General features: G+C 55.5%; 41 protein-coding genes and 1 pseudogene. 16 read left to right on the top strand and 26 right to left on the bottom strand.

Features of this window, described 5'->3' with window-relative positions:
* Positions 1 to 166: 166 nt before the first annotated feature.
* A complete protein-coding gene (locus ACIOWE_RS10765) occupies positions 167 to 949 on the bottom strand; it encodes an AraC family transcriptional regulator (protein ID WP_401390792.1) in 783 nt (260 codons plus the stop codon).
* 109 nt (positions 950 to 1058) lie between these two features.
* On the opposite strand from ACIOWE_RS10765, the gene ACIOWE_RS10760 reads away from it, so the two are divergent.
* Both ACIOWE_RS10760 and ACIOWE_RS10755 read left to right on the top strand, forming a co-directional pair.
* Positions 1059 to 1979, top strand: coding sequence for an EamA family transporter (locus ACIOWE_RS10760; RefSeq protein ID WP_401390789.1), 921 nt, complete (start codon positions 1059 to 1061; stop codon positions 1977 to 1979).
* Positions 1980 to 2251: 272 nt separating this feature from the next.
* The gene (locus ACIOWE_RS10755) at positions 2252 to 2614 is read left to right on the top strand and encodes a hypothetical protein (RefSeq protein ID WP_401390786.1); all 363 of its coding nucleotides are present in this window, start codon (positions 2252 to 2254) and stop codon (positions 2612 to 2614) included.
* A gap of 607 nt (positions 2615 to 3221) precedes the next feature.
* Here ACIOWE_RS10755 and ACIOWE_RS10750 read toward each other — a convergent pair.
* The gene (locus ACIOWE_RS10750; protein ID WP_401390783.1) at positions 3222 to 3863 is read right to left on the bottom strand and encodes a hypothetical protein; all 642 of its coding nucleotides are present in this window, start codon (positions 3861 to 3863) and stop codon (positions 3222 to 3224) included.
* A gap of 2 nt (positions 3864 to 3865) precedes the next feature.
* On the bottom strand, positions 3866 to 4366 hold the full coding sequence (locus ACIOWE_RS10745) for a hypothetical protein (RefSeq protein WP_401390780.1): 501 nt from the start codon (positions 4364 to 4366) through the stop codon (positions 3866 to 3868).
* A gap of 90 nt (positions 4367 to 4456) precedes the next feature.
* Between ACIOWE_RS10745 and ACIOWE_RS10740 the strand changes: the two genes are divergently transcribed.
* Positions 4457 to 4972 carry a hypothetical protein gene (locus ACIOWE_RS10740; RefSeq protein WP_401390777.1) on the top strand — a complete coding sequence of 172 codons (516 nt, stop codon included), beginning with the start codon at positions 4457 to 4459 and terminating at the stop codon, positions 4970 to 4972.
* Between the two features lie 171 nt (positions 4973 to 5143).
* Complete coding sequence (locus ACIOWE_RS10735; protein ID WP_401390774.1) at positions 5144 to 5401, top strand: hypothetical protein; 258 nt, start codon at positions 5144 to 5146, stop codon at positions 5399 to 5401.
* A 278-nt stretch (positions 5402 to 5679) separates the two neighbouring features.
* On the opposite strand, the gene ACIOWE_RS10730 is transcribed toward ACIOWE_RS10735, so the two are convergent.
* The 8 genes and pseudogenes from ACIOWE_RS10730 to ACIOWE_RS10695 form a co-directional block, all read right to left on the bottom strand.
* A complete protein-coding gene (locus ACIOWE_RS10730) occupies positions 5680 to 6069 on the bottom strand; it encodes a hypothetical protein (protein ID WP_401390771.1) in 390 nt (129 codons plus the stop codon).
* 233 nt (positions 6070 to 6302) lie between these two features.
* Positions 6303 to 6506 (bottom strand): annotated as a pseudogene (locus ACIOWE_RS10725) (hypothetical protein); the annotation flags it as partial.
* Positions 6507 to 6876: 370 nt separating this feature from the next.
* Positions 6877 to 7926, bottom strand: a complete 1050-nt coding sequence (locus ACIOWE_RS10720; protein WP_401390768.1) for a tyrosine-type recombinase/integrase — start codon at positions 7924 to 7926, stop codon at positions 6877 to 6879.
* 1 nt (position 7927) lies between these two features.
* Complete coding sequence (locus ACIOWE_RS10715; protein WP_401390765.1) at positions 7928 to 8170, bottom strand: DUF4224 domain-containing protein; 243 nt, start codon at positions 8168 to 8170, stop codon at positions 7928 to 7930.
* 42 nt (positions 8171 to 8212) lie between these two features.
* Positions 8213 to 8578: a hypothetical protein gene (locus tag ACIOWE_RS10710; RefSeq protein WP_401390762.1), complete on the bottom strand. Its 366-nt coding sequence runs from the start codon at positions 8576 to 8578 to the stop codon at positions 8213 to 8215.
* A gap of 249 nt (positions 8579 to 8827) precedes the next feature.
* Positions 8828 to 9007: a hypothetical protein gene (locus ACIOWE_RS10705; RefSeq protein WP_401390759.1), complete on the bottom strand. Its 180-nt coding sequence runs from the start codon at positions 9005 to 9007 to the stop codon at positions 8828 to 8830.
* A 251-nt stretch (positions 9008 to 9258) separates the two neighbouring features.
* The gene (locus ACIOWE_RS10700; protein WP_401390756.1) at positions 9259 to 9594 is read right to left on the bottom strand and encodes a hypothetical protein; all 336 of its coding nucleotides are present in this window, start codon (positions 9592 to 9594) and stop codon (positions 9259 to 9261) included.
* 73 nt (positions 9595 to 9667) lie between these two features.
* The gene (locus ACIOWE_RS10695) at positions 9668 to 10171 is read right to left on the bottom strand and encodes an HNH endonuclease (RefSeq protein ID WP_401390754.1); all 504 of its coding nucleotides are present in this window, start codon (positions 10169 to 10171) and stop codon (positions 9668 to 9670) included.
* A gap of 129 nt (positions 10172 to 10300) precedes the next feature.
* Between ACIOWE_RS10695 and ACIOWE_RS10690 the strand changes: the two genes are divergently transcribed.
* A complete protein-coding gene (locus ACIOWE_RS10690; protein WP_401390751.1) occupies positions 10301 to 11155 on the top strand; it encodes a hypothetical protein in 855 nt (284 codons plus the stop codon).
* Here the strand turns inward: ACIOWE_RS10690 and ACIOWE_RS10685 are convergent.
* Entirely contained in the window at positions 11139 to 11453 is a 315-nt protein-coding gene (locus ACIOWE_RS10685) for a DUF4406 domain-containing protein (RefSeq protein WP_401390749.1), read from the bottom strand. The two genes, ACIOWE_RS10690 and ACIOWE_RS10685, sit on opposite strands and share 17 nt — an antisense overlap.
* Positions 11450 to 12094 (bottom strand): hypothetical protein, encoded by a 645-nt coding sequence (locus ACIOWE_RS10680; protein WP_401390746.1) that lies wholly within the window; start codon positions 12092 to 12094, stop codon positions 11450 to 11452. Before ACIOWE_RS10680 ends, ACIOWE_RS10685 begins: the two co-directional genes overlap by 4 nt.
* Before the next feature lie 105 nt (positions 12095 to 12199).
* On the opposite strand from ACIOWE_RS10680, the gene ACIOWE_RS10675 reads away from it, so the two are divergent.
* Positions 12200 to 12421 (top strand): hypothetical protein, encoded by a 222-nt coding sequence (locus ACIOWE_RS10675; RefSeq protein WP_401390743.1) that lies wholly within the window; start codon positions 12200 to 12202, stop codon positions 12419 to 12421.
* Here ACIOWE_RS10675 and ACIOWE_RS10670 read toward each other — a convergent pair whose 3' ends face one another.
* A complete protein-coding gene (locus ACIOWE_RS10670) occupies positions 12422 to 14023 on the bottom strand; it encodes a DNA cytosine methyltransferase (RefSeq protein WP_401390740.1) in 1602 nt (533 codons plus the stop codon).
* Between the two features lie 90 nt (positions 14024 to 14113).
* On the opposite strand from ACIOWE_RS10670, the gene ACIOWE_RS10665 reads away from it, so the two are divergent.
* Positions 14114 to 14782, top strand: a complete 669-nt coding sequence (locus ACIOWE_RS10665; protein ID WP_401390737.1) for a hypothetical protein — start codon at positions 14114 to 14116, stop codon at positions 14780 to 14782.
* Between the two features lie 11 nt (positions 14783 to 14793).
* On the opposite strand, the gene ACIOWE_RS10660 is transcribed toward ACIOWE_RS10665, so the two are convergent.
* From ACIOWE_RS10660 to ACIOWE_RS10630, 7 genes are all read right to left on the bottom strand, one after another.
* Positions 14794 to 15102 carry a hypothetical protein gene (locus ACIOWE_RS10660; RefSeq protein WP_401390735.1) on the bottom strand — a complete coding sequence of 103 codons (309 nt, stop codon included), beginning with the start codon at positions 15100 to 15102 and terminating at the stop codon, positions 14794 to 14796.
* Positions 15103 to 15183: 81 nt separating this feature from the next.
* Positions 15184 to 15705 (bottom strand): hypothetical protein, encoded by a 522-nt coding sequence (locus ACIOWE_RS10655; protein ID WP_401390732.1) that lies wholly within the window; start codon positions 15703 to 15705, stop codon positions 15184 to 15186.
* 7 nt (positions 15706 to 15712) lie between these two features.
* On the bottom strand, positions 15713 to 16276 hold the full coding sequence (locus tag ACIOWE_RS10650) for a siphovirus Gp157 family protein (RefSeq protein ID WP_401390729.1): 564 nt from the start codon (positions 16274 to 16276) through the stop codon (positions 15713 to 15715).
* Positions 16273 to 17019 carry a hypothetical protein gene (locus tag ACIOWE_RS10645; protein ID WP_401390726.1) on the bottom strand — a complete coding sequence of 249 codons (747 nt, stop codon included), beginning with the start codon at positions 17017 to 17019 and terminating at the stop codon, positions 16273 to 16275. The genes ACIOWE_RS10650 and ACIOWE_RS10645 overlap by 4 nt, the downstream gene beginning before the upstream one ends.
* 157 nt (positions 17020 to 17176) lie before the next feature.
* Positions 17177 to 17371: a hypothetical protein gene (locus tag ACIOWE_RS10640; protein WP_401390723.1), complete on the bottom strand. Its 195-nt coding sequence runs from the start codon at positions 17369 to 17371 to the stop codon at positions 17177 to 17179.
* Complete coding sequence (locus ACIOWE_RS10635; RefSeq protein ID WP_095135462.1) at positions 17368 to 17559, bottom strand: hypothetical protein; 192 nt, start codon at positions 17557 to 17559, stop codon at positions 17368 to 17370. The genes ACIOWE_RS10640 and ACIOWE_RS10635 overlap by 4 nt, the downstream gene beginning before the upstream one ends.
* Complete coding sequence (locus ACIOWE_RS10630) at positions 17556 to 17993, bottom strand: hypothetical protein (protein ID WP_401390720.1); 438 nt, start codon at positions 17991 to 17993, stop codon at positions 17556 to 17558. Before ACIOWE_RS10630 ends, ACIOWE_RS10635 begins: the two co-directional genes overlap by 4 nt.
* 195 nt (positions 17994 to 18188) lie before the next feature.
* On the opposite strand from ACIOWE_RS10630, the gene ACIOWE_RS10625 reads away from it, so the two are divergent.
* Positions 18189 to 18377, top strand: coding sequence for a YceK/YidQ family lipoprotein (locus ACIOWE_RS10625; RefSeq protein WP_401390900.1), 189 nt, complete (start codon positions 18189 to 18191; stop codon positions 18375 to 18377).
* A gap of 80 nt (positions 18378 to 18457) precedes the next feature.
* On the opposite strand, the gene ACIOWE_RS10620 is transcribed toward ACIOWE_RS10625, so the two are convergent.
* The 4 genes from ACIOWE_RS10620 to ACIOWE_RS10605 all read right to left on the bottom strand — a co-directional run bounded on the left by ACIOWE_RS10620 (position 18458) and on the right by ACIOWE_RS10605 (position 21258).
* Complete coding sequence (locus tag ACIOWE_RS10620; protein ID WP_401390717.1) at positions 18458 to 18658, bottom strand: hypothetical protein; 201 nt, start codon at positions 18656 to 18658, stop codon at positions 18458 to 18460.
* Positions 18659 to 19107: 449 nt separating this feature from the next.
* Positions 19108 to 20028, bottom strand: a complete 921-nt coding sequence (locus ACIOWE_RS10615; protein WP_172834022.1) for a hypothetical protein — start codon at positions 20026 to 20028, stop codon at positions 19108 to 19110.
* A complete protein-coding gene (locus ACIOWE_RS10610; RefSeq protein WP_401390714.1) occupies positions 19974 to 20816 on the bottom strand; it encodes a HipA family kinase in 843 nt (280 codons plus the stop codon). The genes ACIOWE_RS10615 and ACIOWE_RS10610 overlap by 55 nt, the downstream gene beginning before the upstream one ends.
* A complete protein-coding gene (locus ACIOWE_RS10605) occupies positions 20779 to 21258 on the bottom strand; it encodes a hypothetical protein (protein ID WP_157115980.1) in 480 nt (159 codons plus the stop codon). Before ACIOWE_RS10605 ends, ACIOWE_RS10610 begins: the two co-directional genes overlap by 38 nt.
* Before the next feature lie 80 nt (positions 21259 to 21338).
* Between ACIOWE_RS10605 and ACIOWE_RS10600 the strand changes: the two genes are divergently transcribed.
* Entirely contained in the window at positions 21339 to 21578 is a 240-nt protein-coding gene (locus ACIOWE_RS10600) for a hypothetical protein (RefSeq protein WP_401390712.1), read from the top strand.
* Between the two features lie 29 nt (positions 21579 to 21607).
* Here the strand turns inward: ACIOWE_RS10600 and ACIOWE_RS10595 are convergent, their stop codons facing one another.
* The gene (locus tag ACIOWE_RS10595; protein WP_401390709.1) at positions 21608 to 21781 is read right to left on the bottom strand and encodes a hypothetical protein; all 174 of its coding nucleotides are present in this window, start codon (positions 21779 to 21781) and stop codon (positions 21608 to 21610) included.
* 81 nt (positions 21782 to 21862) lie between these two features.
* Here ACIOWE_RS10595 and ACIOWE_RS10590 point away from each other — a divergent pair, with 81 nt between their 5' ends.
* From ACIOWE_RS10590 to ACIOWE_RS10560, 7 genes are all read left to right on the top strand, one after another.
* Positions 21863 to 22288 carry a phage regulatory CII family protein gene (locus ACIOWE_RS10590; protein WP_034152712.1) on the top strand — a complete coding sequence of 142 codons (426 nt, stop codon included), beginning with the start codon at positions 21863 to 21865 and terminating at the stop codon, positions 22286 to 22288.
* A 70-nt stretch (positions 22289 to 22358) separates the two neighbouring features.
* Entirely contained in the window at positions 22359 to 23108 is a 750-nt protein-coding gene (locus ACIOWE_RS10585; RefSeq protein WP_401390706.1) for a phage antirepressor KilAC domain-containing protein, read from the top strand.
* A complete protein-coding gene (locus ACIOWE_RS10580; protein WP_401390704.1) occupies positions 23108 to 23842 on the top strand; it encodes a DnaT-like ssDNA-binding domain-containing protein in 735 nt (244 codons plus the stop codon). The genes ACIOWE_RS10585 and ACIOWE_RS10580 overlap by 1 nt, the downstream gene beginning before the upstream one ends.
* Complete coding sequence (locus ACIOWE_RS10575) at positions 23839 to 24552, top strand: replication protein P (RefSeq protein ID WP_401390701.1); 714 nt, start codon at positions 23839 to 23841, stop codon at positions 24550 to 24552. Before ACIOWE_RS10580 ends, ACIOWE_RS10575 begins: the two co-directional genes overlap by 4 nt.
* Complete coding sequence (locus tag ACIOWE_RS10570) at positions 24549 to 25061, top strand: hypothetical protein (protein WP_401390699.1); 513 nt, start codon at positions 24549 to 24551, stop codon at positions 25059 to 25061. The genes ACIOWE_RS10575 and ACIOWE_RS10570 overlap by 4 nt, the downstream gene beginning before the upstream one ends.
* Positions 25058 to 25459, top strand: a complete 402-nt coding sequence (locus tag ACIOWE_RS10565) for a recombination protein NinB (RefSeq protein WP_401390697.1) — start codon at positions 25058 to 25060, stop codon at positions 25457 to 25459. Before ACIOWE_RS10570 ends, ACIOWE_RS10565 begins: the two co-directional genes overlap by 4 nt.
* Positions 25459 to 26067: a recombination protein NinG gene (locus ACIOWE_RS10560; protein ID WP_401390695.1), complete on the top strand. Its 609-nt coding sequence runs from the start codon at positions 25459 to 25461 to the stop codon at positions 26065 to 26067. Before ACIOWE_RS10565 ends, ACIOWE_RS10560 begins: the two co-directional genes overlap by 1 nt.
* Positions 26068 to 26070: the final 3 nt, after the last annotated feature.

The raw sequence follows: 26070 nt of genomic DNA, 5'->3' as shown, positions 1-26070 counted from the left end.
CTCCGCACAAATCGGCGGATTGGCTACGGCAAAGTAACCGGGTCTGGGCATAGCCTCGGCGATTCCTCGCAATAACAGCCCGTGCATCCATGAAAATGAATCATCTGTTTGATGATGTCGCAGCACGGATTCATCGATTGAGCGCGGGAGTTGTATTGGCCAACCGCTAATATTGATCGCCCGCCAAATACCGACTTGGCACTTCGCCCAACACCTGTTTGAACACTGTCGCAAATGCACTTGAGCTGCTGTAACCCAAGACCATGGCAACCTCTGTGATCGACTGACCTTCTCCCAACAAAATGATCGCCGCGAGCAGGCAGGCCTGTTGCCGCCATTCGACGTAACTGATACCGGTGTGCAGCCGAAAATGGCGGGTGAAACTGCGGCGGCTCATTCCAGCGCGTCGAGCCATGTCATCGATCCCCACCTCCAGTGAAGGCCGGGCGAGGAACTCGCGGCAGATCAACGCCAGACGTGGCTCGGCGGGGAGCGGGGCATTGAGCGACAGGGCGGGCATTGCGGCAATTTCATGCAGCAGCAACCCCATCAGATGGCCATCGCGGCCCTCGGTGACGTATCCCGCAGGCACTTCGATTGCCTTCAACAGCAACTGCCGCAACAACGGCGACACGTCTACGACCTGACAATGCGCCGACAAACCGAGTCGCTGCGCGGCAGCAGTGTCGATATAGGTATTGTGCAGCGTCACCGGACCCCGCATCTGCATCGCGTGCGACAGTTGCGCCGGAACCCATATGCCGCGTTGGGGCGGCACCACCCAGTTGCCCTGTTCCGTGAACACGGTGATGACCCCTTTAGCCGCGTACGCGAATTGTCCACGTGGATGGTCGTGGGTCGGGAACAGCGTTCCGTCCGCATATTCACGTGCGGTCACGACAGCGTCGTGCGAGGTATTTTCGTAAGGAGGCAGGGTTATTTCGCGCATGGCCCGATTCTAATGAAATCTGGCCTGTGGTTGAAAGCGGGCCAGTCTGATTGTCGGCATATTTCTTCAGGCACGCGCACTGACGCTCAACTCTGGATAATGCCTGACCATGCAGAAGAAACATCTTTTACTCGCGGTGCTGGTGACGGCCGTTTGGGGAATTAACTTCCCCGTGACGCGCCTCGGTCTCGCCGACATCGACCCTCTGTTGCTGACTGCATTGCGTTTCGCACTGGCGGCCTTGCCTTGGGTTTTTATCGTCGAGCGACCGCGTGTAGCCTTTCGTTGGGTCGCCGCTTACGGACTGATTTTTGGCGTCGCCATGTGGGCCATGATCAATCAGGGGATTGCATGGGGTGTGCCGCCCGGTACGGCATCGCTGCTGATCCAGCTCAGTGCATTTTTTACTCTGGGCTGGGGTGTGCTGTTGTTCGGCGAGCGCGTGGGACGCCTGCAATGGCTGGCGAGTGGATTGGCGGCCGCAGGGTTGCTGGGGATTGTGCTGTGCAGGCCCGGCGACGCATCGACGGCAGGTTTTGCGCTGGTCATTGCCAGCGCCGTAGCCTGGAGCATCGGCAACATCATTATCAAAGTGTCGAAGGTGCGCGAGATCTTCGCTTTCGTGGTCTGGGCGAGTCTGTTCCCACCCATTCCTCTATTGCTGATGACGTGGCTGTTGCATGGCGCAGCGTCGTTCACCGCGTTACCTGCACAGCTCAATGCGATGACGCTGTTTTCACTGGCGTTCCAGGTCTATGCCGCGACGCACTTCAGTTACTGGGGCTGGAATCTGTTGTTGCGTGAATATCCGGTGTCGCGCGTGGCACCACTGTCACTGTTGATTCCGGTATTTGGCATCGTCAGTTCAATGCTCATCCTTGGCCAACAGCCGAGTCCGTCCAATTGGGCCTTGATCTTGCTGGTGCTGCTGGCACTGGCCTTGGGTTCAGGTAGTGCTCAGGTATTGTGGGGACGTCTTCGCAGACGCGGGCGCAAGTTGAACGATCAGATCAGGGGGGGGCACGAATAGGCTCGCCATGTTGTTGAAAATGATTTGTGCCTTGGGGAGTGCTGCGGTGAGTTCATCGACAACGGACTTGCAGACGGCGATCAGGTTAGTCCAACAGATTAGTTTCAGGATGGTAGCTAAGTGCGATTATCCTGTGCATTAACAAGGAGTGACACGATGTTTGATCCACTCAACTGACAAAGGTCTGAGTTGACCAAGCGGCCACAGCCTGCAGAGCCCTCCTGATACGAACGATCCGAAAGCGGCCCTGAGCCGATTATTGCAGAGGTGATATGGAAACTGCTGCCCAACAGTTCAATCGGTTTTATTTTGACGCATTGGTGGTCCCCGGAATTTCAACTATTGTGCTGTTCACGGCTTTGGCCCTGCTTCGTAAAAAGTGGCCAAACCTCTCCCGTTGGTGGTTATCGGGGATCTTTGCTATCGGCTTCTTCTGGATCACCTCTGTTCCTCACCTATGGCGCATCCTGTTTCCTGAGCCTTGTAATTTCTTTCAGGCAGGATTCCCGGTCAGCCCCTGCTGGTTCACTCCCTCAGCCTATCTTCAACTGGGTATTTTCGCCGGAGTGGTTGGCGCGTTATTGGCCTTGCTTTCGTTAACGATATGGCGAGCTGCAGGAAAAAAACTCAAATAGACCGTTGGCATTACGGGAGCCGCGCCAGACTTGTCGACCATTTTTCCTGTCGCATTTCACAGGTAATCGTTGGCTAGCGTCGCGCCGCTGATGGGCCGGCATGAACAAAACCAGGCACTGGGCCGGTGTCGGGCTTCAGTCAGCTCCGCTTGAAGCGCTAGTAGTAGAGATTCAGAACAATCAGCTCGAACGCAGCCACAAACACGCAGAACGCGACAAATCCTCGGGTGAGAACGCGGCGAGGTTTTTCATAGCCCTGGTAATTGCTGAAAGCGCTACAAAGGTGCCAAGGGACTCCAGAAAATCCATCGAATATTGTCCTCAGCCCGAAGAATTCTTCCTGCTTTCACCTCATCTGTGTAGTTGCGCAACGTTCGCTGCTGGGCAGTGAGCAGCGAACACATTTTCATCATCAGCAACTGCTGGACGTCGTTGAAGAGGAGCATATAGTCGGCGGTGAATTCGTCCAGGCTGGCCAGGATTGATTGCCCATGCAGGTACGTCAGTCCTTCGTTGAATAATTATCTACGCCCCAAGTAGCTGTGCATGGCGCCTGTTTGTTTGTGCGGCTATTGTAATTGATGATTTAATTACAATAGCTGCTTTGTTATAGTTCGGATGCTATCCAGCTTCTTATTTCTGTATCACTTATTTTGTCCGCTGGGATATGGACTCGACAGCATGTCCAATGGATTTTTATTTCTTCGTTGATGAAGTATGCCTGGAGACCTTTAATTAAGCTTGATAACTTGAAGTGTGATTTTGTTTCGCTGGGATTTAGCGTGCCCACAAAGTAATATTTGCTTGAGTCTACTGTGCTTCTGTAAAGGGTTCCGGTGTATTCTGTTGTCAGTGTGATGTACGCTTCTGACTTTTGGTCATTTACGGATAGGCCAAATGTTTCTGAGAGTTTGTCTTTGTATGTGTCCATCGTTGTGATGCCGTACATCTCGTTAATAGTATGGCCCGGAGGGTATTTATAGAACACCATTGCCTCTGAACCAAAGGACGCGGCCCCTTCTGGATTAACCCCGCCAGCTACAGTTTTTGCTCTCGAAGCTAACGCTGTGTCTGGCGAGGAGGTCGCGCTATTCATCAAGGCATCATAACCACCGTCAATTATTTTTTTGTTATTCCGTCCGTCATGCATTAGTCCGGATGGGACGAATTCGTAAACGGTACAGCGCTCTGTATTTATTTGCTTTCCTGTATGCTCAAATCCATGTCCAATTGTATAGACTGAAATCATTTTTAATTCATCCTTGTTGGTGATTTTTTGGGGGGGCGAATCTTTATGAATTTTCTCGCATTATTAGCGCTGCTGCCTGATTTAGTACCTGCCTTAAGTCCGACTCTGAACCACTCAAAAATATTGGCGGATTCGCGCTGGTCCAGCACTCTCTGCTCGGAGCGCTTCTTGGGTGTTACGAAGTCGAGCAACGCTCGCGCCAGCTCCGGAGTAAGCAACACCGGCCGCCGATCGTGAATATCCACACCGCCAGCACTGTCGACGGTGATGACCACAAAGGCGTGATGCTCGCCGGTGTGGTGTTCTTCATTCGGGTACTGGCCGAGCACCAAGTCGGCGTGCAGAAACTGGCCTCTTTGGTAGAAGAGGGCGAACTGAGCTGTTGGTGCAGCGTTGTACCGCTCGAGCGGTTGCTCGCTGGTCGAGCTGACCAGGGCGTTCGGCATGCTCAGCGTAGCTTCAAAGTCTTGAGTTCCACTGTATTGGGAGAGTCGTCGGCACATTGACTGATTCCTCAAAGTCGACTCTGAGCCTAGCCTTCACTTGCTCCTCTCGCGAGCTTCCCTCAGCAGACGCTGATTCTCAAGGAAGAGGTGGCCCCGCTGATCGGACACGCGCAAAAGGATAGTCACTTGCCCGAGCAGTGCTCTTCGTTCACTTTGAAGTCGCGCAGCTTCGGCGGTGAATTTTTTGGGTTCAGCTTCTGCTCTGTTTTTGCCAGCAGGTGTTGGTCGTTGATGGCCAACAAAACGCGGATAAACTCATCCGCTCCGCTGGCGCGGAGGGGAGTGCGTTCGGGTGGTGTCGAAAATGTTGATGGCGGGAAGGGCGTCTGCTACAAAGCCGACCCAATGTGTCGCCAAGGATTGCAGTCAATGTTTCTGTTGATGACGCTTATTTCGTTCTGGGCGGAGGATCCCGCCTATGTCGTTAATCAGGACAATTGCGGGTTTGGGCATATCATTGAGCTGCCGAACGACTACAGGCGTAATCGTCTGTTGAAGACCTGCTTTGAAACCCGCAACGAGAAACCCACGCCAACCGGTGGATACTTGCAGGCAAAGACTGTGCGTCCACTCAAAGAGCTCATGGCCAATCCGGCTGATTAACGGTACTCAGTCCGCATCGAGGTGTGATGTGGCGCGTGCTAAACCCTGCATCGACCCGAGTTCATTCCTCCGAGCCTCGCTTGATGGAAGCTTCGCTGCTTGGCCGCAGGATTCAGATCACACCCCGATGCGCTATCGTAGAGAGGACCGGACAGTTAAAGGTAGGGACGCATGAGCATAGATACTGAGATGTTGATGGGCGCTGTGGAGCAAACTAAAGGCATCGTTCATGGTATGTCGAAAGATTTGCAAGTGGATGCCGGAGCTGTTGCTGGCACTTACAACATCATGATGAATGCGGCTGAAAAGCCCAATGAATATGAATTCAACGAGCTTGAGATTGCCCTTGAGAAACAAATCATCGCGGGCAGGCTCAACGGCAGCGTCAGTCGCCACGAAGGCAGAATTGTGAAAATAGTGGTTTATTGATTAATTATTGCAATAGAAATTTTTCGAGCCTCGCCATTTTGCGGGGCTTTTTTTCGCCTCGATTTTGCCTGCAGCCAAGGCAGCCTTCGGGAAGGCCTGGACGTCGATGGTCGGAGAGTGCGACGTACGGAATCAACACCGGCAGCAGGCGCGCTCCGAACTCAAACTAGCTTTCAGGGTGGCGCGAGATTGGATCAGCGAGATCGATGCATAGGGGCGTCGACGTTGACAAGGCCTTTGGCAGACAGTTCGGAAAGACGAGCGCACCTATTCAGGCTTCAAAAATCCTTCTTTTTGAAGATTTGCTCGCCCGATTGATCGTTTTTGATCGTGAGCACGCCGCTCTCGATGGAGTACGTGGTGGAAGCATCGCCCTCCGAATATCGATTTCTCCAGCGGCCCCACTCCCCGGTATCGTCCAGGAACGCTGACCAGATAACTCTGTCTTCGGACACTTGGCAGCGATATCGGAAGGCATCGCCATCCGGTCGGCGGTAAGAGATTTCTGGAATTGCTCCGGCGCTCTTGGTTTTCATCGTCTTCGTTGGTCGGCCCATTTCCACGGAAATTGCGGCCTTGCAGAGGTCGGCGCTTGAAAAGTCAGCGGCCTGTGTTGCGGCTGAAAGCCCGAGTGATGCAAGCAGTGCCAGCGATATTGTTATTTTCATACCCTTGTCCTTGGATTGATGACGAGGGAATTCTACATGGCCTACGGCCATTTTCTCATGCGCCCACGGAAATCGAGCGCATGGAGTTACTGCCGCGCCTGCTCCACAAGCTCGAAAGGCTATTAGCGCCACTAATTCAGGGCTCGCCATATCGGCGGCCCCTTTCATTTCTGGAGCGCAGCGAATACCGCAGGCTCGTCGAGGCGATCATCTGTAGTGGGCAGAAGCTTAGATGGCGTCATCAAAACGGCCAAGGTCATCTTGATAAATTCCTCGTTCTTGTCGGCTGCCCAAAGGGCGCCGCGGACGTTCTCGGCGACATCGGCTGATCCGCGCTCCTCGACCCAGTTGGATCGCTCCATGATTGCGGCTTCGAGGGCGAGTTGGTTTTCATTGATTTTGTAAAGCAGGGAAGGGAGCAGATCTGAATTTGGCATTGGGCGTTCCTCCGTGAAAGAGCCCAGCGCAGCACCGTGCTACATGAAGAGTGTTTTACGTTTGGCAGGGCGCCGGAGAAGGGAGAAAAAGAAGAAGGTTTTGCAACGCTTCAACGAACGCGGCGAAAATCTCAAACCCCAGAAACGACAAAGCCCTGAATAATCAGGGCTTTGTCGTATCAAATATGGCGGAGGCGATGGGATTCGAACTCATGGACCTGTTACAGTCGACGGTTTTCAAGACCGATATGCAAAGCCAATGAAACCGGGGCCTGTAGTCGCTTTTCGTTACGATACGTTTATTTTTTTACACCGCTACAGCCCGCATTCTACAAGGGGCGGATTTTGAGTTTTGTAACGGTTTTTGGGGCTATTTCGATGGCTTGGCAATGGCGCCAATTCGTCGATAGACGCGCTCGGTAATGTCTCCTTTAGTGTGCCCCAAGAGTAGGCTCGCATCGCCGACGTCGAGGATTTCCGACGCCGCTTTCGGCCTGATGTCTCTGAACTGGAAGCCTCCAATTTTCTCCGCCAGCTGAACATCGCCTTTTTCTTCAGCTTCTTTCTTGGCCCTTTCTCTGGCGTCGTCCCATCGATCGCGAAGCATCTTCGCCGTCATCCGCTTGCCGCGTGCGCTCACAATCAAATAGCTGCAAATGTGCTGAGCATTGCGCTCGGCCATTTTCCCGATAAGCAAGCCTAGGCTGTTGGGTTCATCACCGTCAGTAGTCTGGATACGCAGCTTTTTGTGTGTCTTGTTCTGCTGCACTTCCAAGTAATTTCCCTCGACATCGTCCTTCCTCATGACCAGGACATCTGCCGGTCGTTGCCCGGTCAGATAGGCCAAGTCCATCGCGTCTTTCAGCTCTTGAGCTGCCTTCACGTAAACAGCATCCCAAACAACATCATTCGCGTAATAGTCCCTCGGCGTTTCCTTGTTTTTGCGCACGCCCTGGCAGGGATTTTCTTTGGTCGTCAGTCCCCATTCCCGAGCAATGTTGAACACGTGGGAGAGGGTAGCAATCTCGCGATTCGCGCGAACCTTGGCGGTCCGCGCGTCGCGGTACCCTGCAATAGTTGCTGGGGTGATTGAGTCGATGGGAGCGCTGTCGAACATCGGCCGAAGCTGCTTGATCTCCGCCAAATTGTCCTTCTGCGTCCGTGCCGCTTTCTTCGATACGATGTCGCGGATATATCGGTCGAAGATGCCTTTCATGGTGCGTAGATCAAGCGGCTTTTCCTTCGCCTCCAGCTCCGCCCATTTGACCCTGGCCAAGTCCAGATCCTTGCCCAACGGGATCGCCTTGCCTGTCATGTCCAGATAGTAATAGGCGATCCAAACCTTTCCGCTTTTTCGTGTTCGCGTCCATTGGTACATCCGAGGCGGCAAGTTGCGTGTGTCGGCCTTGCGGGGGCGCATATCAATTCACTCGCGAGTAGTCAGGTGTCCATACTGGTGCAGCCAGCGGCGGGTTCGGATCGGCAATCGTAGGGCTGATCATGCCCAGCTTCATGCGAGCATACATGCGGCCCACCAGCGGGCGCTTGCCGCGGCTTTCGACGAACACCCACTGGCGATCAATCAGCCAGCGGCGCTGGTAGGCACGGGCCTTGTAGCCGGTGAGTTCGGACAGTTCCTCGTCGGAGAGGATTTCGGTTTCCATGAGGTATTGCTCCATGCCGCGCGTGGCGGCAGAAGGTGGTGATCAGTTGGTTGGTGTGGCAGTGAAGTCTTGACCGAGCTTCCACGCGATGTAGCAGCGGGTCAGCGCCGCAGAAAGCGTGCCCGTATAACCGACGTGTCCGAATCCTTGAGCCTCGAACTGCGCGCCATGTCCGAACAGGGTCAAGATTCCTGCCTGCGTCAGCTCCTGAATCAAAATCGCTGAGTCCCCGAGGTTCGAGTCGGGTCGGAAAGGAAAGGGTTCACCGCCGGGGCCTGTATCGCGGTAAAGGCATGGGCCGGAGGCGTACAGCTTGATTCCCTTCCTTTCTTCGACGCCCTGGGCTCGGGCAGCCCACAGAGCCAGGTCGGCGCCTTCCAGGTCTTGGACGGATACTTTTTCGCGCATACGAATTCCTCGCCCGCCGTACACCGGCAGGCTTGAATGGTTGCAATGGGTGGGGGTAGGCATGTGAAAATGTTGTGTTATTTCAACAGCCAAAGGAATGTTGTGGTGAAGTGGTCAGAATTACTTAGTATTGCCAGCTCGATCGCTACCTTAACCGGGGTTTCACTGGTGTGGTTGAGCACTTTAAAAGTCCTAGAAAATGCCTCGATAATTCAGATTTCTGTCAGTGGTGTAACTGCAGTCGTCGCCTCACTGTTCACTGTAGGTATCGTATTTCTTGCGGCTCGCTTGTTCACGGACCTCCAGAAAGAGGTCCAACCGCATAACAAGATTTGGGTCGTCACGTTTGCTCTTCCAGTCCTTATCGTCGGCGCTTTTATCACGCTCTGTTTTGTGTGGGGCGTCGTCTATCTTTTCTGGAATATCCATTACTAGGACTACCCTAAAGACCCGACTTTTGGGGAGGGGAGCTACTTCGGGTAGGTCAGATACTTGGTGATCAGATCGCCGCCGCACTTGACGGTGGGCAAGATACTAGGCCGCGGGCCACCCGGAGATCTTCGATCTGTACAACTTTTACTCCGTACAGAAAATCCTGTAGCTCGATGGGTGCACTCATCGCCACGGCCCCTTGTAGATGAGGTAGGCCATGTAGAGCGGGGCGGCAATTGGAATCAAGATCATAATAGGTCTGCTCCGGCTTCGAGGAGGCTGTCGCGATCTGCTCGCAAGTTATCTCGCTCCTTGCGCAGCGCTTCGTTCTCGACGATCAGGGCGCGGACAGCGGCGGGGTTCGCGGCAGCCATGAACTCGGCCACCTCCTCGAGCCATATTCCGCTGTTGCGGCCCACGCCATGCCAAGCAACAGCCCAGCCTCGAGCGTCGTCAACTCCGAAGTTTTGATTCGGATGCGTCGGGAACTCTGACCCCATACCGTCGCGGTGGACAAACCAAGGGCTGGGCATTTGGAGTTCGGCAGCCTCGGCCAGTTGTTTCAGTTTTGAATGGTCGCTCATCCGATCACCGCCTTTATGGTCAGTACCAATGGAAGCCAGAAGAAGAGGGTGCAGCCGGCCATGCATTTGAGGATCATGCTGACGCCCTCTCTTCTTGAATTTGATTTCTCAGCACAGTCGCGGCCAGAGCGGCAGATTCAACGCTGGCGTGGTAACCGCCGAAATGCGATTTTTTGTCCGCTCGGACGGTAACAATCCATTTCCCCTTGCCTCCGTGCCAGTAAACGCCGCGAACGCCGCTGATTCCCCGAGCAGACTGCTCTCTGCCCGATGCAAGGCGGTAAGCTTGGTTCTCTGCGTGAGTTACAAGGCGCAGATTTGTCCATCGATTGTCATCCCTGACACCGTTGATGTGGTCGACCTGCATATCCTCAGGCGGATAGTTGCCGGTCACATACAGCCAAGCCAGCCGGTGCGCCTGATGCTTGACCTCATCAATAGAAATCTTCACGTAACCATCTTTGTCGAACTGACCGACCTTTGGCCGGCGCCGCCCTAGATGCGTGAATTTTCCCGTGTCGGGGTCGTACACCACTTTTTCCAGCAGGCGTGCGTGCGTGAGTTGGTGCGTTTTCATGGGCGCACTCATCCTTTGCCGCTATAGCGGCTGACTTTGAAGGGGGAAACTCCACTAGATGGCCAATAGGGCATTGCTGGAGTAATGTGAGTTCGCGAAATCGCCCGCCTGCCGAAGGGAAGCAAGCTAATGGAAACAGTTACCGTAGTGACCGGCAATTCGACTAGCGCGCCATATATGGCATTTGGTGACGATAGTCAGTACAAAGGGCAACTTGTATACGCTTACATCTTCTTCAAACGAACTAAACTAAAATCCATACTCAGAGAGATATTGCTTGTAAAAAAACGATTTAGATTCCCGCAGGGGGTAGATCTCCATTGTCGGAATTTGACCAGCGGTCAGCAAAGGCAAAAGCTTGGGCTGAGTCATTTGAGTAGGTTTGACGTTGAAAGTATTTTTCGAAATATTATTACTATTTTAAATAAATATAAGGTTTTGGTTAGATATTCCCACGCATCGGAGGATGTTAAAGAATATTTTGAACGCGGGATCGAAGTGGGTTCGAATGATCCTAATATGCCAAATTTCATGATTGATACTCGTTATGATCCGAAAGGTGTGCTCGGCATACTTGCGAATATCTGCTTCGCTATCAATCCCGATGGATCAGAAGGGCCGCTTGCAGCTCAGTGCGAAATTTATACATCTCCCGATAATACCAAAGTCGATTTTTGGGGCGGAGTCAAACAGCAGGCCCATTACCTGGCTGGCGGGTTTTCGGCGATAGGAGCAGCTCCCAATGAGGTTTATAAAATAGAGTCAAACATTGGCGGGCCGTTCCTTGAGCTTCTCCAGTTAGCGGATGTCGTTGCGTATGTTTGCTGCCATGCCGTCCATGGAAAAGCAGCCGAACCGTTTTATTACGAATTACTTTCAAAAATAAAATGGAAAGTGAGTCGTCCTTTTGTGCCAGTTGGTGGGCGGCTAAACAATGGAAAGTCTGTTCATGTAGGACCTTGGCCTGCTACTTCAGCTTCATAGCCGATACCAGATCATGGGCATTCACAACCTTCATGCCGAGCTCCTTGCCGATATGAACCTCAAGGCTGGCGCCGCGGGAATCCTGCCAGCCGGGCAGGGTGGCCACGGTGTCGCATTCCATCAGGGCCTTGATGTCGCGGCGCATGCATTCGTTCCAGGTGCCAGGATCTGGGTTGAGTTCCGCGGGGTTGATGACACTGTGCCCGGCGGCGCGCAGGGTGGCGGCCGTGGAATGGAACAGCGGGAAGTTCAGGTCCAGCATGTTGGTAATTGGCCCGCTGAGGTAGATGCGCTTCATGCTGCCTCCTGCTGCGGCTGTTCTTGGCGCAGCGCCTGCTGCACCGCTTCAACAACGCGACGCAGGTAGGTGAATTTTTGGTTCTCTTCGACCGCCTTGCCGTCGAGCGGGTAATGCCATTCATCACCGAACAGTTCTGTCAGTAACCTGCTTTGATGCCAGCACTCGTTAGCGCTCTCTATGCCGCGCAGCTCGTCGATGTCGCGCCAAAGCTCTCTGGCTTCGTCTTTACTCAGCTCACCCAGCTCCCACTCATGGCGCCCTGTCTGTTGCCGGCGGCGCTGAACGATGCATTTCTTGGCCAGAGCGTGAAGGGCGTTACCGCTGAAAACTGTGGGGCTGATCCCGCGATCCAGGCAGTTGAGGATGTAATGCCAGTCGCAGTCGGCGACAAACTCCGCGACGGTGCGCGGGCCCATTCCACCCCAGTAGGCGTTCCAGCTGTTGTCCCAGCAGTTGATCGTGATCTTGCCCTGGGCGGTCTGATAGCTCGGGTCGGATTCTGTAGGGCAGTCGCGGCGGCCGAAGTCCTCGAGGAACACGGTAATCGGGTCAAGCCGCGGCGCGCCGGTGATCACCAGCTTGGTCACAGTCGAGCGCTCAACCTTCAGCGGCTCGGCCGGTTTGTTTTCTGTGGGCATGGGGCGTCCTATGCCGGGGCATGCCCGGGCGGTGGAGGGTGGAAGTTTTAAATGGGCTGAGCTAACTTTGCTGAAACAAGTCAGTGGCGCGGAAGGATTGAGTTCATGGAAGGCAAGAAGAGATTAACCAGGGCTGAACGCCTTAAGAGAAAACATCCTTTCAAGGAAATGAAAGAACTGCTTGAGTCGACCCCAGCTGAGTACCAGGCAAAACTTTATGAAAAGCTTGAGCGCGAGCGCATAGCTGCCAGCGCAGAGAAGTCAGGAAAGAAAAAGCGCGGAGGTTGGCCTTTTCTGCCGGGCAGCTTTGAAGGTAGCTCTCGCTGATCAGCGCTCAATCTGTCTCAGAATCCTTCTACCTATCCAGCGCACGACGGTGACCGCTTTGCTGTTCCCGATCGCCTTGTAGCGCGGCCCGTCTGGACATTCACTGGCGGGCTTCCCGCGCCACGGGATCAGCGTGTAGTCGTCGACCATGCCCTGGAGCCGTTCGCACTCTCGCGGGATCAGGCGGCGAACCTTCGAGCCGCCAACGAGCATTTCGGCCTCGGTTACTGGATTGCTGTTGTCGCGCATATTCCCGGATCGCAAGGTCGGCGATAGCTCGGCGACGATGTTTGGACCTAAGGCAGAGTTCGTATTGTCCAGCTGCTTGCCGTAGTTGCTGGTGACGGTCTGGGCAACTTCGCGGCAATAGAGCACGTTCTCCTGGCCACTGTTCCGGCCGAGGGTGTGAGCCTGATCATTCAGCACGCATGGATCCTGTGTGCCGTGGACAACAAGATGACTGTGGCCATGGTTGGCGTCCTGACCGGAGCAGCCCTGAAGGCGTCCATAACTTGCATCCAGGGTTGCGGCGACGACAGGCACATCGTCGTAGCTGTAACCGCCGGACTTTCGCGCACCGCCGGCGAGCGTAGGCGCCACAACGAAATGGCCGGCGGCCGCGCCATCTGGACGGCCGCCCGCGCCACCACTGAATGCATGACTGGTGAGCGCTCCAGCCACTTCAGGGTGGAGAAAGAACGTCTCGCTTTCCATGTCGAGCCGGGTGTCTTTCGCTGTGAGCGTGGCAGACCGTTCGACCGATCCGCTGAGGCTGTGGCCGCCGAACGCCGGTACGCCGCAGAACACACCAACCGCTGGGCCTTCGTCGCCCTCGCAGTTTGGGCAGCCGTACTGCCCTAGTGACTCGTCGAAGGTGTATCCACATCCGCACTGGAGCGCAGGGCCGAAAGGAGCTGATCCGGTAACGTCTTGCCCCTCGCCTCGGCGCGGCGCAGTATCCCGGCGCACGCCTTCTCGCTCAAAAAGTACCTCGGTGGGATCGAATCCGTCTCGAGCACTTGCGACAACGAACACACGGCGGCGTCGTTGGGCCAGGCCGAAATATTGGGCGTCCAAGATCCGCCACGCGATTGTTCTTTTTGGTCCATACACACAACCAGCGTCCGGCCATTTCTTCCCTGAAGGCTGCAGTTCGCAGTCTTCCCCAGCAAGCGCGCCAAGAAAGCATCCGAAGGCGTTGCCTTTGTCGCTGAGGACGCCGGGGACGTTTTCCCAGACGACAACGCAGGCGGGCTTTCGCTGGCCGGCGCGAACATAGTCAACTGCATCTGCGAGCTCCACGTATTTGATGGTGAGGGCGCCGCGCGGGTCGGTAAGGCCTTCGCGCATCCCGGCCACGCTGAAGGCCTGGCACGGGGTACCGCCGACGAGGACGTCCGGTGCGGCGATCTTGCCGGCCAGCACCTGGGCCCCGAGTTTTGTCATGTCGCCGAGGTTCGGCGTGTTCGGGTAGTGGTGAGCGAGCACCGCGCTGGGGAACGCTTCGATCTCTGCGAACCAGGTCGCCCGCATGCCGAGCGGCTTCCATGCAAGCGTTGCCGCCTCGATGCCTGAGCAGACCGAGCCGTAAGTGATTTCCATAGGGGATCCTCGCCGGCTGGCGTGATTCGTAGAAGTGGGGTATTTGTGTTCGCCCCGGCATGAGGCCGGAACAAGGCTTGGGAGCTGCCTGTGAACAAATATCTCTATGGTAAAAAGCAGTATCTGAAGGACTGGATCGAAGGAAAGCAGGGGCTGCGACTGAGTGATATCGCTTATTACTCAATAATGGAAAATGATCAGATGCGTGACAATGAGCTCGCCAAGGAATTTGTCTACGACAAGGAGCAAGTATCTTTCAGCGTTAACGGTCGCAAGCTAAATCCCCAAGATATGACCGCAAATCCGGTCATGACCCTTAGTCCGCCCCGCTGTTTTTGTGTTTGCCTTAGTGGCAAAAGAAATGACCCAGAACTGTTTGAGCGATTCGAGGCAGATACCTGCATTGAGGTAGATGTGTTGCACCTTGTAGAAATACTGAAGGCTGCTTTTTCTATCCTCGAAGGAGTAGAAGTTATTCATCAAGACGTAAGCTACTACCCAGCCATCATGGAAAGCCCTGTGCCAGATCTGATGTCAGTGCTTTTCTACAAGCGCGATATCTATAGCGTCGAGAACGAGTATCGAATTGCAGTAACCATTCCTGCTCACCGTAAATATTTTCAAGACCAGCACGGTGCTCGGATCGCGATATTCTCCGACGACCCGGGTGATATGAGGCATGTGTTTATAAATGGAGTAACTGCTGACGTTAATACCAGCTACATCGTTTCAGTTGGGTCTAAAGGCGTGGGGCATTAGGCAATCTCAGTTCAGGCCTCAACGCCAGTCGCAGCAAACTCTTCAAGCTTCCGCGACCACTTTTCCTTAATGACCAATTCCGGTCGCGACATGCTCACGAAGCGTTCCGAATCGGCGGCCGGCGCTGCGGCAAGATTGATGATGAGCGTAGACACCGTCTCCTGCCATTCCTCGAAGCCGTGGCGCTCGCCCAGCACCTGAAGCGCATCATCGAGCGCTTTCGAAACAATCAGCGATCGCTTCTCGGCGCCGATCCGGTCGAGCAGCGCCTTCTCTTTGGCTCGCCTGTCCTTCTGCAATTGCGCGTTGCTCTTGGCCATGGCCTACCTCTTCAATTCCGCTGGCCGGCAAGTCCAGCCAGGTCTGTCGGCGGCGTGTGGCCGCCCGGTTTGTGTTTCGTTTCATCGAAATGCGGACTTCAGCTTTGGAAAGTCGATCTTGTGGTCGCGGACGATCCGGTCGAGCATGTTGTAGCTGATCGCCAGAGCCTTGCAGCACTGGCTCCTGTTCATGCCGCCGGCGATGCAGTCCTTGATCTGATTGACCAATCGCGCTTCCACATCTGGCGGCACCTTGTTCGGCGCCGTTCCGATTTTTTGCCGAACTCGAAAATTGATGGCGTGCTTGGAGGCGATCGCCTTCAGTGTGGCCAAAGCTATTCCTTCCCGCTCGCAGATCTCGTTCCGGGTCAGCGTTTTTGCCATTTCTCGGATTCGCGCAACGCGAGCGGTCGTTTCGTCCTTCACCTTCGGTCGCTGAAAGCTTGGCGGATGCTTCCGCTCGGAGGTGCTGGTGAACTTGATCGGCGCCGGTTCTGGCACCTCGATCTTTCCGCCAGCGGCCAGGAACTCGGCAATCTGAGCGGAAAGATCTTTTGCGTCCTGACGCCGCCGCTCGACGTCGTTGAAGTGGTTGCTGATCATGCTGGCCTCACTTGATCCGGATCGAGCTTTCGCCGCGCTCAAGGTGAGCCCAGACCGGTTCCGGTAGCAGTTCATGTTCCGCGTCTTCGCCGGCTTCGATGCGCATGCGCACAGCGTCGTTGTGATCGCGAATTTCCTTGAGCTTGATGGCGATGGTTTTCTTATCCGGGGTGATCACGCTCTTCAGCGTGACGAATTCATCTGGCACGGCTTGCTCGTTGTCGACGATGACCTTCTCGGGCGAGAGCGCCAGTGTGATAGTGAACAGTGGTCGCTTGATCGACTTGATGTCTGCGGCCTCCATGTTCCGGCGCAGGTAATCGCTGAGCTGGCCCACGGTGTTTTTCTTGATGCGTTTGAGTTCGTTGAGGCGGTCGACTTCCTTGTCGATTGCGTCAATGTCACCTTCGATGTTCCGGCGCAGCATGACGACGCTGTCGGCCTTTACTTCAAACTCACCTTTTATGCCGTCCATGGTGTCTTGGATGGCTTGGCGCAGCCCTTCGTCGTCAGTGTCAGCCAGTGCCGCGAGTTCGGCCATCTGCCGATTCAGCTTGTAAAGGTCAGTCATGCTGCACCCTCCATAGCGTCCTCAAGATCCGCTTTGCGGGCGTCCTTGGCGCGGGTGAATTTGAGTTTGTGGGCTTCGCGTTCTGGATCGTTCTGGCGCAGTGCCATCTTGCGCATCGCCGATTTGTAGAGCTGTTCCAGCTCATTGAGTGACTGCGCGGTGCCGATCAGATGAAGTGTTTCCGAGAGCCATTCGCGATACTCAGCTGCCAGACGCTCCTTCGCTTCGATCTTGTCCTCGGCTCGCTCGATTTCGGCCTCACCCAAGCGTTCGTTGACGTAGTGAATGTCGTCGTAAAGACCCAGGCGAACGTCGGCGGAGAAGCCGAGCTGGCTCAGGCACTTGCCGATCGCATCTGTGAGAGATTTTTTTGGGGCGTCGAAGTCAGTACTGATGCCAAACCGGTTCTGTGTGATGAAAGGCGTGTGTCCATAGTGCGTGATCGTCTTGCGTTCGCCGTCGCCGCCGAGGTACCACAGCGCGACTTTGAGGGTGTGAACCTGGGCGTTGGCCAAAACTGCTCCTTCCTTGCTCAGCAGTGGTCCGCCGATATCGAAGCGCTCTTCGATCACGTCATACCCCCAGCCGGTACCGCAAGGCCCGAACTGCTCAGTGGCACGCTTAGCCAGGTATTGGGCGTTCACCGCGGTACCTGTAAAGCCGCCGGGACCGGTGTATTCCTTGGTAAACTTGGGGTCGGTCTTTTCGACCTCTTCCCAGAGGGCGAGGTTTGGTGCAGGCATGACGATCTCCCGCCGCGCGTGTGCGCGGCTTTGAAAGATGGGGTTTATTGAGTGATGCGATCGGCGAGGGCGCTGAGCAGCATCAAAAAGGTGAAAACGCCGAGGGAGGAGAACGCGCCACGCCAGATGATCAGGCGGCGCACCCATTGGCGACCGGTCACGGGCGAACTCTCACGGCGATGCGCTTGCCCTTCATAGAGGGCGCCAGGCGCTGCGGGAGACTGGCGACCAGATCCTCGCGCTTGCGACCGATTACCTCGTTGAAGGGAAGTCCGAAGCCGAGCAGGGCGATCTTGTGTTCGATGTCCTCGAGCTGCTCGTCGATCAGCGATTTAGCCGGTGCCGTACTCATGCTTCCTCCTTGCGCCGCTGACAGGTGTCACGCAGGCGTTTGCAGTAGTGGTTGAACTCGTCGATGGTGATGGCGCCGTCGGTGAAGAGGCGAGTGATCAGTCCCTGTACCAGCAAGCTGATGTCTTCTTCGCCGGCTGGCGCCGACACGCCATCAAGGGCTTGGTCGATCAGGATGTGAGGGCTCACACGTCGCCATCCACATCGTCTTCGGCGGCCTCGCGCTCGGCGGCTATGGCGTTGGCAGCGTGCGGGCGCAGGAACTCGGCGGCGATCGCCTCAAGCCGCGTGACCGGGCTGTTACTCCCAAGCAGGTGCTTGGCGTGCGTCAGCGCTTCCGCGATGCTGCCAACCACGACGGCTAGCACCAGGTTGGCGAACGAGTCGCGATCATCCAGCCCGTCGATCTGCCGCTGGTTCAGGTGATGCTGCAGGTGTTCGGCGTATTGCGCCGTGGTCACCTTCTGCACCGGTCCGAGCCGGCGCTTCCATTCGACATCCGAGCCGCACACCAACTGTTCAGCGGCGCCTTCCAGCCATTCCCGCTGTTCGTCCGACTCGCTTACCGGTGGAGGCAATTTCGCATCGTGCATGGACTGACAGATATTCATTGCTGCGTTCATGGTTGCCTCCAAAGCGGCGGGGTGTTGATCCAACAAAACTCGGATGCACTCATCCGCTCCGCTTGTTGCCGTTGGGCGCGGAGGGGAGTGCATTCGGGTGGTGTCGGAGCAGGTGACTAACTTTTCCCGATGACGTCTACAGATCACACAATGGAAAAGTGATAAGGAAGTTACGTGCTACGGAAGCTCATCTTGATGTTGGCCATTTCACAGTTGAGTGGCTGCGCTTGGCTTGGCGCGGTTACCAGCTTGGGCTCCTATGACTGCTACGACGGCGTTCATGGTGAATACGATTTATGGATGTTTTTCGGCCCGCTTGTGTTCATCGACTTACCATTCACTTTCGTAGCTGACACTCTCTCGCTGCCTTTTTGCGCGCTTTGACCTCAGGCCCCTTCACATCCGGGCAATTGCGTCGTTGATTTCCCGTCTGGCCCTGTTGCCAAGGCCAACCAGTGAAATCGTCATACAGCCTTTTCCAAATCGCAGCATTCTGCGTAATGCGCCATGGCGATCGGCATGTGGTAGCTGTCGAGCGGCCATTTGCTGACCTTGCAGCCTTGGCCGGCAGGGCAGTGGAAGACGAACAGTTCATCTTGGTCCTTATCCATCTCCATGCTCACTTGTGCACCGCTGGTGAAGGTGTCCTTGATGATCGTGGTCATGCTGTTTTCCCCTCGGTTGTTTTCCCAATGCACCCGTCACCAGGTGCATCAGTGAAAAATTCCGTGTTGCTGTCCGCCCCATGCTCGGCGCCGCGGTTTCCCCACCTGGCCGGCGTCACACATTTCGTGTTCGGTGTTCTTCGCCGGCTGGCTTGCATGGTTTGGCGTCCTCCCATATGGGGAGTCCGGCAGGTTCCAGAGCCTGCATGGGGATCGAAGTTTGTGTTTCGCGCTATGCCCGTTTCCGGGGATCGATCCGCGAAGATTCCAAATTGTGAAAGAGCGGCGGGTCTGTTGAGGCCCTTCGCAGTGGCTGTGTAACGCTGCGATGGCTTTAATATCAACCAAAAGTTGATTGCGTGTCAACAACCAAAAGTTGATATTTAAATCATAGGCGAAAAAAAACCCGCTATGGGCGGGCTTTGATTTTTGGTGGACGAATATTCAGGCTATGCGTCAGCCAGTATTCTCTGGGCGAAGGGTAGGGCTACCTGCCGAAGGTCGCCGTTTCCATATACGACCTCAAAATCGATCTCGGCCTTCTTGGCTGCGTACTCTAGCTCCGATGTGTACGAGTCCAACTGATCCTCCTGGCCTGGATTTAAGTCCTTTTTAGGAACCCAGATTCCAAGCAGTAAGTCGTCGTGATCATGGCCGATGTTGATGTCGCGCAACCTCAATAACTGGTTGATTTTTCTTTGGGCGGTCGCGCACTGATAGCTTGAGTTTTTTTGCGATGGATCGATGGTGCTGAAATTTATTGCAAGGTTGGTTCCTACATAGCTGATGACGGCTCTGCCCTTCGAACCATACAGATTGAGGGGGCAGTTGAATCGCTTAGAGTAACCTTCACGGCTTGCCTCAACTAGCTTCCGTATCTCCGCCTGAAATCTGTTTAGCGACCTCTCTGATGAATCCTCTTGTGAAGAGTCATTGGTCTTTGCACTGAAAAGAGACGTATGTGTCTTGGCCGAGCCAATGATCGCTTCAATGCTAACGTTACGAGTGCCAGTGATTCGGCCCGGGAAGACGCCACTAAATGCTGGCTGCCATCCTTCCAGCTCGCCGCCGAGAGATAGCCAAGCCTGCAGATCAGTAGAGACGCTGTCGGCGATGGCATATAAATGATCACCGAATTTTCCAAAAACAGTTTTGAGTGAGTCGACGTCAAGCGTATTCACGACTCTCGGCACATCTCCTGGAATGCCAGTTGTTATCGCAACGGCCACAGTTATCCGCTCGCCTGAGTGAGTGATAGGCTCGACGTAGACTGGCATCCAGCTCGCAGGAATGAGCGGCTTTCTGGTTCTTTCGCTTATGTACGAGGCTGCGGCTGTAAATGCAGTTGCTCTATCTGTAGACGTTTGCATAGCAGTGGCACCGTGTGCTGAATTCGCTCCTTGAGAAACGCCGCAATTTGCGAGCGATCTGTCCCTTTGTCAATGCGAGAATAGTGCCCCTCTTTGTCTAGCTCGTCGAGCGAGAGTTCAGCGCATGCGACAACCATTTTTTGGGCTTCCTTGAGTACGGCGCGACGCCGAGCTTCATCCCATGAATGGCTATTTGTGTCTGCGAGACTGTTCGTAACATATTGGTCAGGCACGAGGTCCCAGAGATCCCAATACTCGCCAGTCAACGCTCGACCGTGATCAATCATCCAAACACCTTTCTTCTCTGGCGAATAGATGAGATTGCCCAAATTCCTGTCCGTATTTGCGATCAGCTCGTCAAAAACAACAGTTGAGTTCATATCGAACAGCCTGGAAATGGCCAGGTTGGTCATAGCAGGTTCTGACGTAAAGGCCCGCTCAAGGCTATAGCCTCTGTCGCTTACCTGCTTGCTCGCAAAGCACAGCATGTGACCACGCTTAGCAAAAGCCGATTCGAACTGATCTGGAATTTCGTCGGTGTTGACGAGGACCAGGTAAGGTCTCGGAATATTCAAACCTAGAGCTCTGCCCACCTGAGAGGCGGCAAGCTCTGCGATGATTTTTCTAGGGTCGACCGTCAGCTTCACATATGCAGTGATGGTCCGGTCTTGATCGTCCAGCACCTGGGCTTTGTAAGTCTCACTATCCCGGCCTTCAGCTTCACGGCCTAAGAAAGTAATGACTTCAGCTTCAGGGACGGGCTGAATTGAGTTCTGGGGCGTCTTCAAAGCGCTTGGCAATCCTTTCCAGTAACACGAGATCGTCCTCGGTGAGGCGACCGTCTAGGGCTGCTCGCTCAATGCTGTCGAGCGCCTTCTTTGATCTTGGCGTAACTTTCCCCTTGAGGGCGAACAAGCTCTGCAGGACCTGCAGGTCATCAGCGGAAATGGAATCGGCGCTTGGTTCGCCCTGCCTCATTGGCTCTATACCGTACTCCAGCCACTCGGCGCGGACCTTAAGCCAGGCCGCTACAGGTCGTAGCTTTTCAGACTCTGGCATAGCCTCAGAGTTGAGCCACTTACCAATTGCGGTAGTGGTTGCCTTTAAGCCGGCACTGGCAAGCGCTGACTGAATATCAACAGCGCGCCCCCTTTCTCTTACGCGCGCTTCGTCACACGCCTTATGAAGGCGTTTTGAGAATTCTTTCCTGACGTTTTCTTTGGCAACCATAGGTTGATGCTCGCATACGCTTGCATCAACAGTCAGTTGATCTGTAATATCAACCGCAAGTTGATGTCGGAGTCTACCCAATGAACGCAATCTCCATCGCAATTGAATCGGCGGGCGGCCCGATTGCCGCCGCAATAGCTTGCAGCATCAGCCGTCAGTCAATTGATAAGTGGCTAGCAAAAGGCTCTCTGCCGCGTACCGAATACACCGGCGAGACGAGCTATGCAGAGAGTATTGCAGCGCTAGCAAGCGCAAACGGTAAGCCATTCGAGCCTGCGTGGCTGCTTGCCGAAGCGCACCCCAAGAAGTTCGCCACCTAACCGCGCCTCGAACTGAGCGAGATCGTCGCCTATTCAAAGCCCCTCAAGGCATCGCGGTTTTGCAGATTTCGAAACTGATCAGCTTTCGATTCAAACGCAGGCCAAAGCCTGAGCTGAGAAGACAAGGGCAGGGTGGAAGCAAGAGCACCTGCAAAACGACAAAGGGCGGCCATCTCGCCTTGCAGTTCTGATGTTTCGGTCACGGATACGTCCTTGATCAATCGATAAGCAAATGATCGCGCCGCTGGTGGCGCAAAGCCACGTAACAGTTTTCGAGGTGTGACATGCAGGAGTTGATGAAGGCGATCTACGACGTGGTTGACGACCACGGCACCAAGAAAATCGCCGAAGGCGCGGACTTCAAGTCACGGACGCTTCTTTCCCAGAAGGCAAACCCGGACTACGACACCCACCGCATGAACGTGGAAGAGCTGCATCGGATCATGAAGTTCACTCAGGACTTCCGTCCGCTCAAAGCATGGGCGGAGGCGTTCGGTTTCGACCTGGTTCCGAAGGAAAAGCCGGAAGGCATCAATCTCAACGCCGCACTTCTGCGACTGCATGCCGACCTTGCTGACGTTACTCGCCTTGCATTCGACGCACAGGCTGATGGGCGAGTCTGCTCGGTCGAGAAAACGAGCCTGCTTAAAGAAGCTGAGGAAGTGATCGTCAGCCTGGAAGTTTTCAAGCAGTCCGTGAAGGCAGCCTGAATTTCAGACACAAAAAAGCCGACGTACGAGGTCGGCTCTTTCAACAGCGGTAAAACAAGTGGAGCCGATTATGCATGCACAACCACAACTGGACAATACCGGAAAGGTCGCGACACGTTTTTCGAATTTTGAAAATGTGTCGCGTACCACCATGTCGTCTCGCGAAATTGCTGAATTAACGGGGAAGCGTCATCCCGATGTAAAGCGCGACATCCAAGCGATGGCGTCAGAGCTCGAAGAAGATGTGAGCGATTTTGCTCACATCTATTTGGACAGCATGAATCGTGAGCAGACTGAGTATTTGCTGGATAAAGAGCTGACCGAGACCCTTCTGACTGGTTACAGCGCCAAAATGAGAAGGGCGGTGGTGCGCCGCTGGACCGAACTCGAAGAGCAGGTTCGCCCACGCGTCCTGGCAACGCTTCCTGACTTCTCCAATCCTGCCGCCGCCGCTCGCGCTTGGGCTGAGCAGTTCGAGCTTCAGCAGGCTGCCAATCAGGCGCTTGTTGAAGCTGCGCCGAAGATCGCCTTTGTCGAAAAATATGTTGAGTCTACCGGTCTGAAAGGCTTCCGCCAGGTCGCCAAACTGCTCAAGGCCAATGAAGCGCGTTTCCGCGAGTTCCTGCTCGACAAAAAGATCATGTACCGCATGGGCGGCGAGTGGCAGGCCTACCAGCCTCACATCGACGCCGGCCGCTTCGAAGTAAAAGCCGGCACCAGCGACAGCGGCCACGCCTACAACCAATCCAAATTCACTCCCAAGGGCGTCAACTGGATTGCCGGTTTGTGGGCGCAATACCAACTGAGGGAGGCCGTGTAATGGCCGGGGACTGGATCAAGTTCGAACTCGCAACCATGGACAAGCCTGAGGTTTGCCAGATCGCCGACCTCGCAGACATTGACCAAGATGCAGTGGTCGGAAAGCTCATGCGTGTGTGGGCGTGGTTCGATCAGCAAACCGAAAAAGGTAACGCTCCGAGCGTTAGCAAAAAGTTACTCGATCGTTCGGTAGGCGTTAGCGGATTCTGCGATCACATGAAAGCCGTGGGTTGGATGGATGAGTGTGACGGCGTAATCAGCCTTCCTCACTTCGAGCGTCATAACGGGAAGACCGGTAAAAACAGGGCTTTGACGGCCAAAAGGGTATCGAATCACAAAACCAAAAGTAACGCTTGCAGCGTTACTCCTGCGTTACCTAAAGAAGAGAAGAATAAAGAACCTCCCTCTACGCACGAGGCTGTCGATCCTCGCATGCCCAGCGAAATGACCCTGGACTGGCATCCTGATCAAAAGCTTCTCAAAACCTACTCGGTGCATTCAGGTGTAGCGCCGAACCTGTTCACCGAAGAAGCGCGACGCGCATTCACAGCCCACTACGAACCGCGCGGTCAAGTGAATACCCAGGCCGAATGGGTGCAGATGCTGGTGAAGTGGGTGCTGAACGACCGCAATCGCGCGGCAGCCTCGAATGTGAAGCCGTTCCCGACTCGCCCAAGTGCTGAGCCCGACTTCGACAGCACAGGCTGGGCCCGTGACCTTGTGGTGGGCCCATGAAGCCGGCCAATCAATTGATGGCGACCATGGGCAACCTGCCGCCGACAAAGTACGTCCAGTCGCTGCAAGTGACTCCGCAGACTGCCGAGGTGGTGAACGACCTTTTTCGCCGCCTGCGCGGGATCTTCCCAGCGTGGCGCCAGGCGTGGCCTTCCACCGAAGCACTGGACTCTGCCAAGGCCGAATGGATCAAAGAGTTCGCCGATGCCGGCATTCGCTCCCTGGAGCAGATCGAGTTCGGTATCCAGAAGTGCCGCAAGCTCAAGAAGCCTTTCGCGCCGAGCGTTGGTGAGTTCATCGCCATGTGCGTGCCGAGCCCTGAAGACTTCGGTATGCCTGCGCCGGCCGATGCCTGGCTTGAGGCGCTGATGGGCACCTACAGCCACGAAGCGGTGAAGCTCGCGGCGGAAGCCACCGGCCTGTTCGACCTGCGAGCGGCAAAGCAGGAAGACAAGGGCCTGCGAGCCAGATTCGACCGTAACTACGAAGTGATCCTGCGCCGCGCCCAAGTTGGGCAGGCGCTCGACGGCAAGATCGCCGCGGGCATCGGGCACGACAGCCAGAAAAGCGTACTGGAACTGGCCGAAGAGTTCGCCAGCCAGCGCCAAGCACGACTGCTGGCCACTCAGGGCGTCCCAACCACTGGCGCCGCCGCACGGGCGGAACTGCTGGCCAAGTTCGGCAGGAAGGACACGGAGAAACGGACATGACCGACTACACCGGACTGAAGCGGCTGTGCGCTGCTTTGATTTCAGCGAACGAAGCCTATCTGGATGACAGCTGTAGCCTCGAAAATAAGGAGCGGTTCCATGCAGCTGATGATGCGCTGCAAGACGCTCTCCCTCCTGAGGTTTTGCTGGCCATCATTGCCGAGAACGAGCTCTTGCGTGAATCCCCGGGCATGGGGGCTGTTCGCTCGCTGCGTGGCGATTGCGCTGACCTGATGGCCGAGTGCGAACAGCTCAGGGCCGAGAACGAGGCGCTGCGCAAGGCTGCGCTGGACGCCCGCGAATTCATTCTGCACGAAGCCGAGGTGCGCGGGCTTCTGGATGAAAACAACGAGGTTTCCTTCAGGCACCCAAGGCGCCAAGCGGCCATTGCATCCATCGACGCCGCCATGAGCAAAGGGCGGTCAGTCGTCTGTGGGAGCGAGCAGGGCTCAACTGCGCCTGAAGCCCCGGCTCTGCAACGCTCTGCCTGTGGGAGCGAACATCCATGAATCCCGAATACACCATCCGCGACCAGCGCGACGTCAGCCGACTGGCCGGCGTTCTCCACGCCATCGATCTAAGCAAGCCGAAGGTGGTGGTGATCCGCGACGAGAAACGCCCGGACGTCTGCAACCGCAAGATGTGGGCAATGCTCAAGGACGCTTCCAACCAGGTGATCTGGTACGGCAAGAAGCTCAGCGACGAGGATTGGAAGTGCCTTTTCAGTGCCTCGCTGGAGAAGCAGCGCGCGGAGCCAGGCCTCGACGGTGGCTTCGTCGTAATGGCGGTGTCGACCCGTAAGCAGTCCCAAAAGTGGTTCAGCGATCTGTTCGAGCTGATGCATGCCTTCGGCGCCGAGCATGGCGTGCGCTGGACTGAGCAAGACAAGTGGGGAGGGCGCTACTGATGCGGACTGCCATCAAGGAAAAGAAGGCGCCCAAGCCGAAGAAATGCCGCATTGCCTCCTGCGGGGCCTCATTCGTCCCTCAGCGTTTGGGTCAGGCAGTTTGCAGTCCAGCCTGCGCGCTGATAGACGCGCCCCGGAATGAACAGAAGGCAAAGAAGGCGATCGCCCAGCGTGATCGCCGCGAGATCCAGGTGCGCAAGGAGAAGCTGAAGACCAGGGCGGATCACGCCAAGGAGGCTCAGGCGGTCATCAACCGTTACGTGCGACTGCGTGATGCTCATCTTGGCTGCATCAGCTGCGACAAGCCGCCGAGCTGGGGCGGCCAATGGCACTGCTCGCACTTTCGCAGCGTAGGCGCCGCCGCGCACCTCCGATTCAACCTCTGGAACATGAACAAGTCCTGCTCCCAGTGCAATGCTCACCTGAGCGGAAACATCATGGTTTACCGGCCCCGCCTGGTTGAGAAGATCGGCGCGGAGAAGGTGGAGTGGCTCGAGTGCAACCAGAGTCTGGTCCGTCATGAGATTGAATACCTCAAAAGGCTCAAGTCCATCTTTACCAAAAAATGCAAAAGGCTGGAGGCGCGAACCCAATGCAATGCAGCGTAGAGA

This window comes from Pseudomonas sp. NPDC087598 (genome assembly GCF_044743525.1).
Taxonomy (GTDB): Bacteria; Pseudomonadota; Gammaproteobacteria; order Pseudomonadales; family Pseudomonadaceae; genus Aquipseudomonas.
This window is presented reverse-complemented; position numbering and strand designations above follow the sequence as displayed.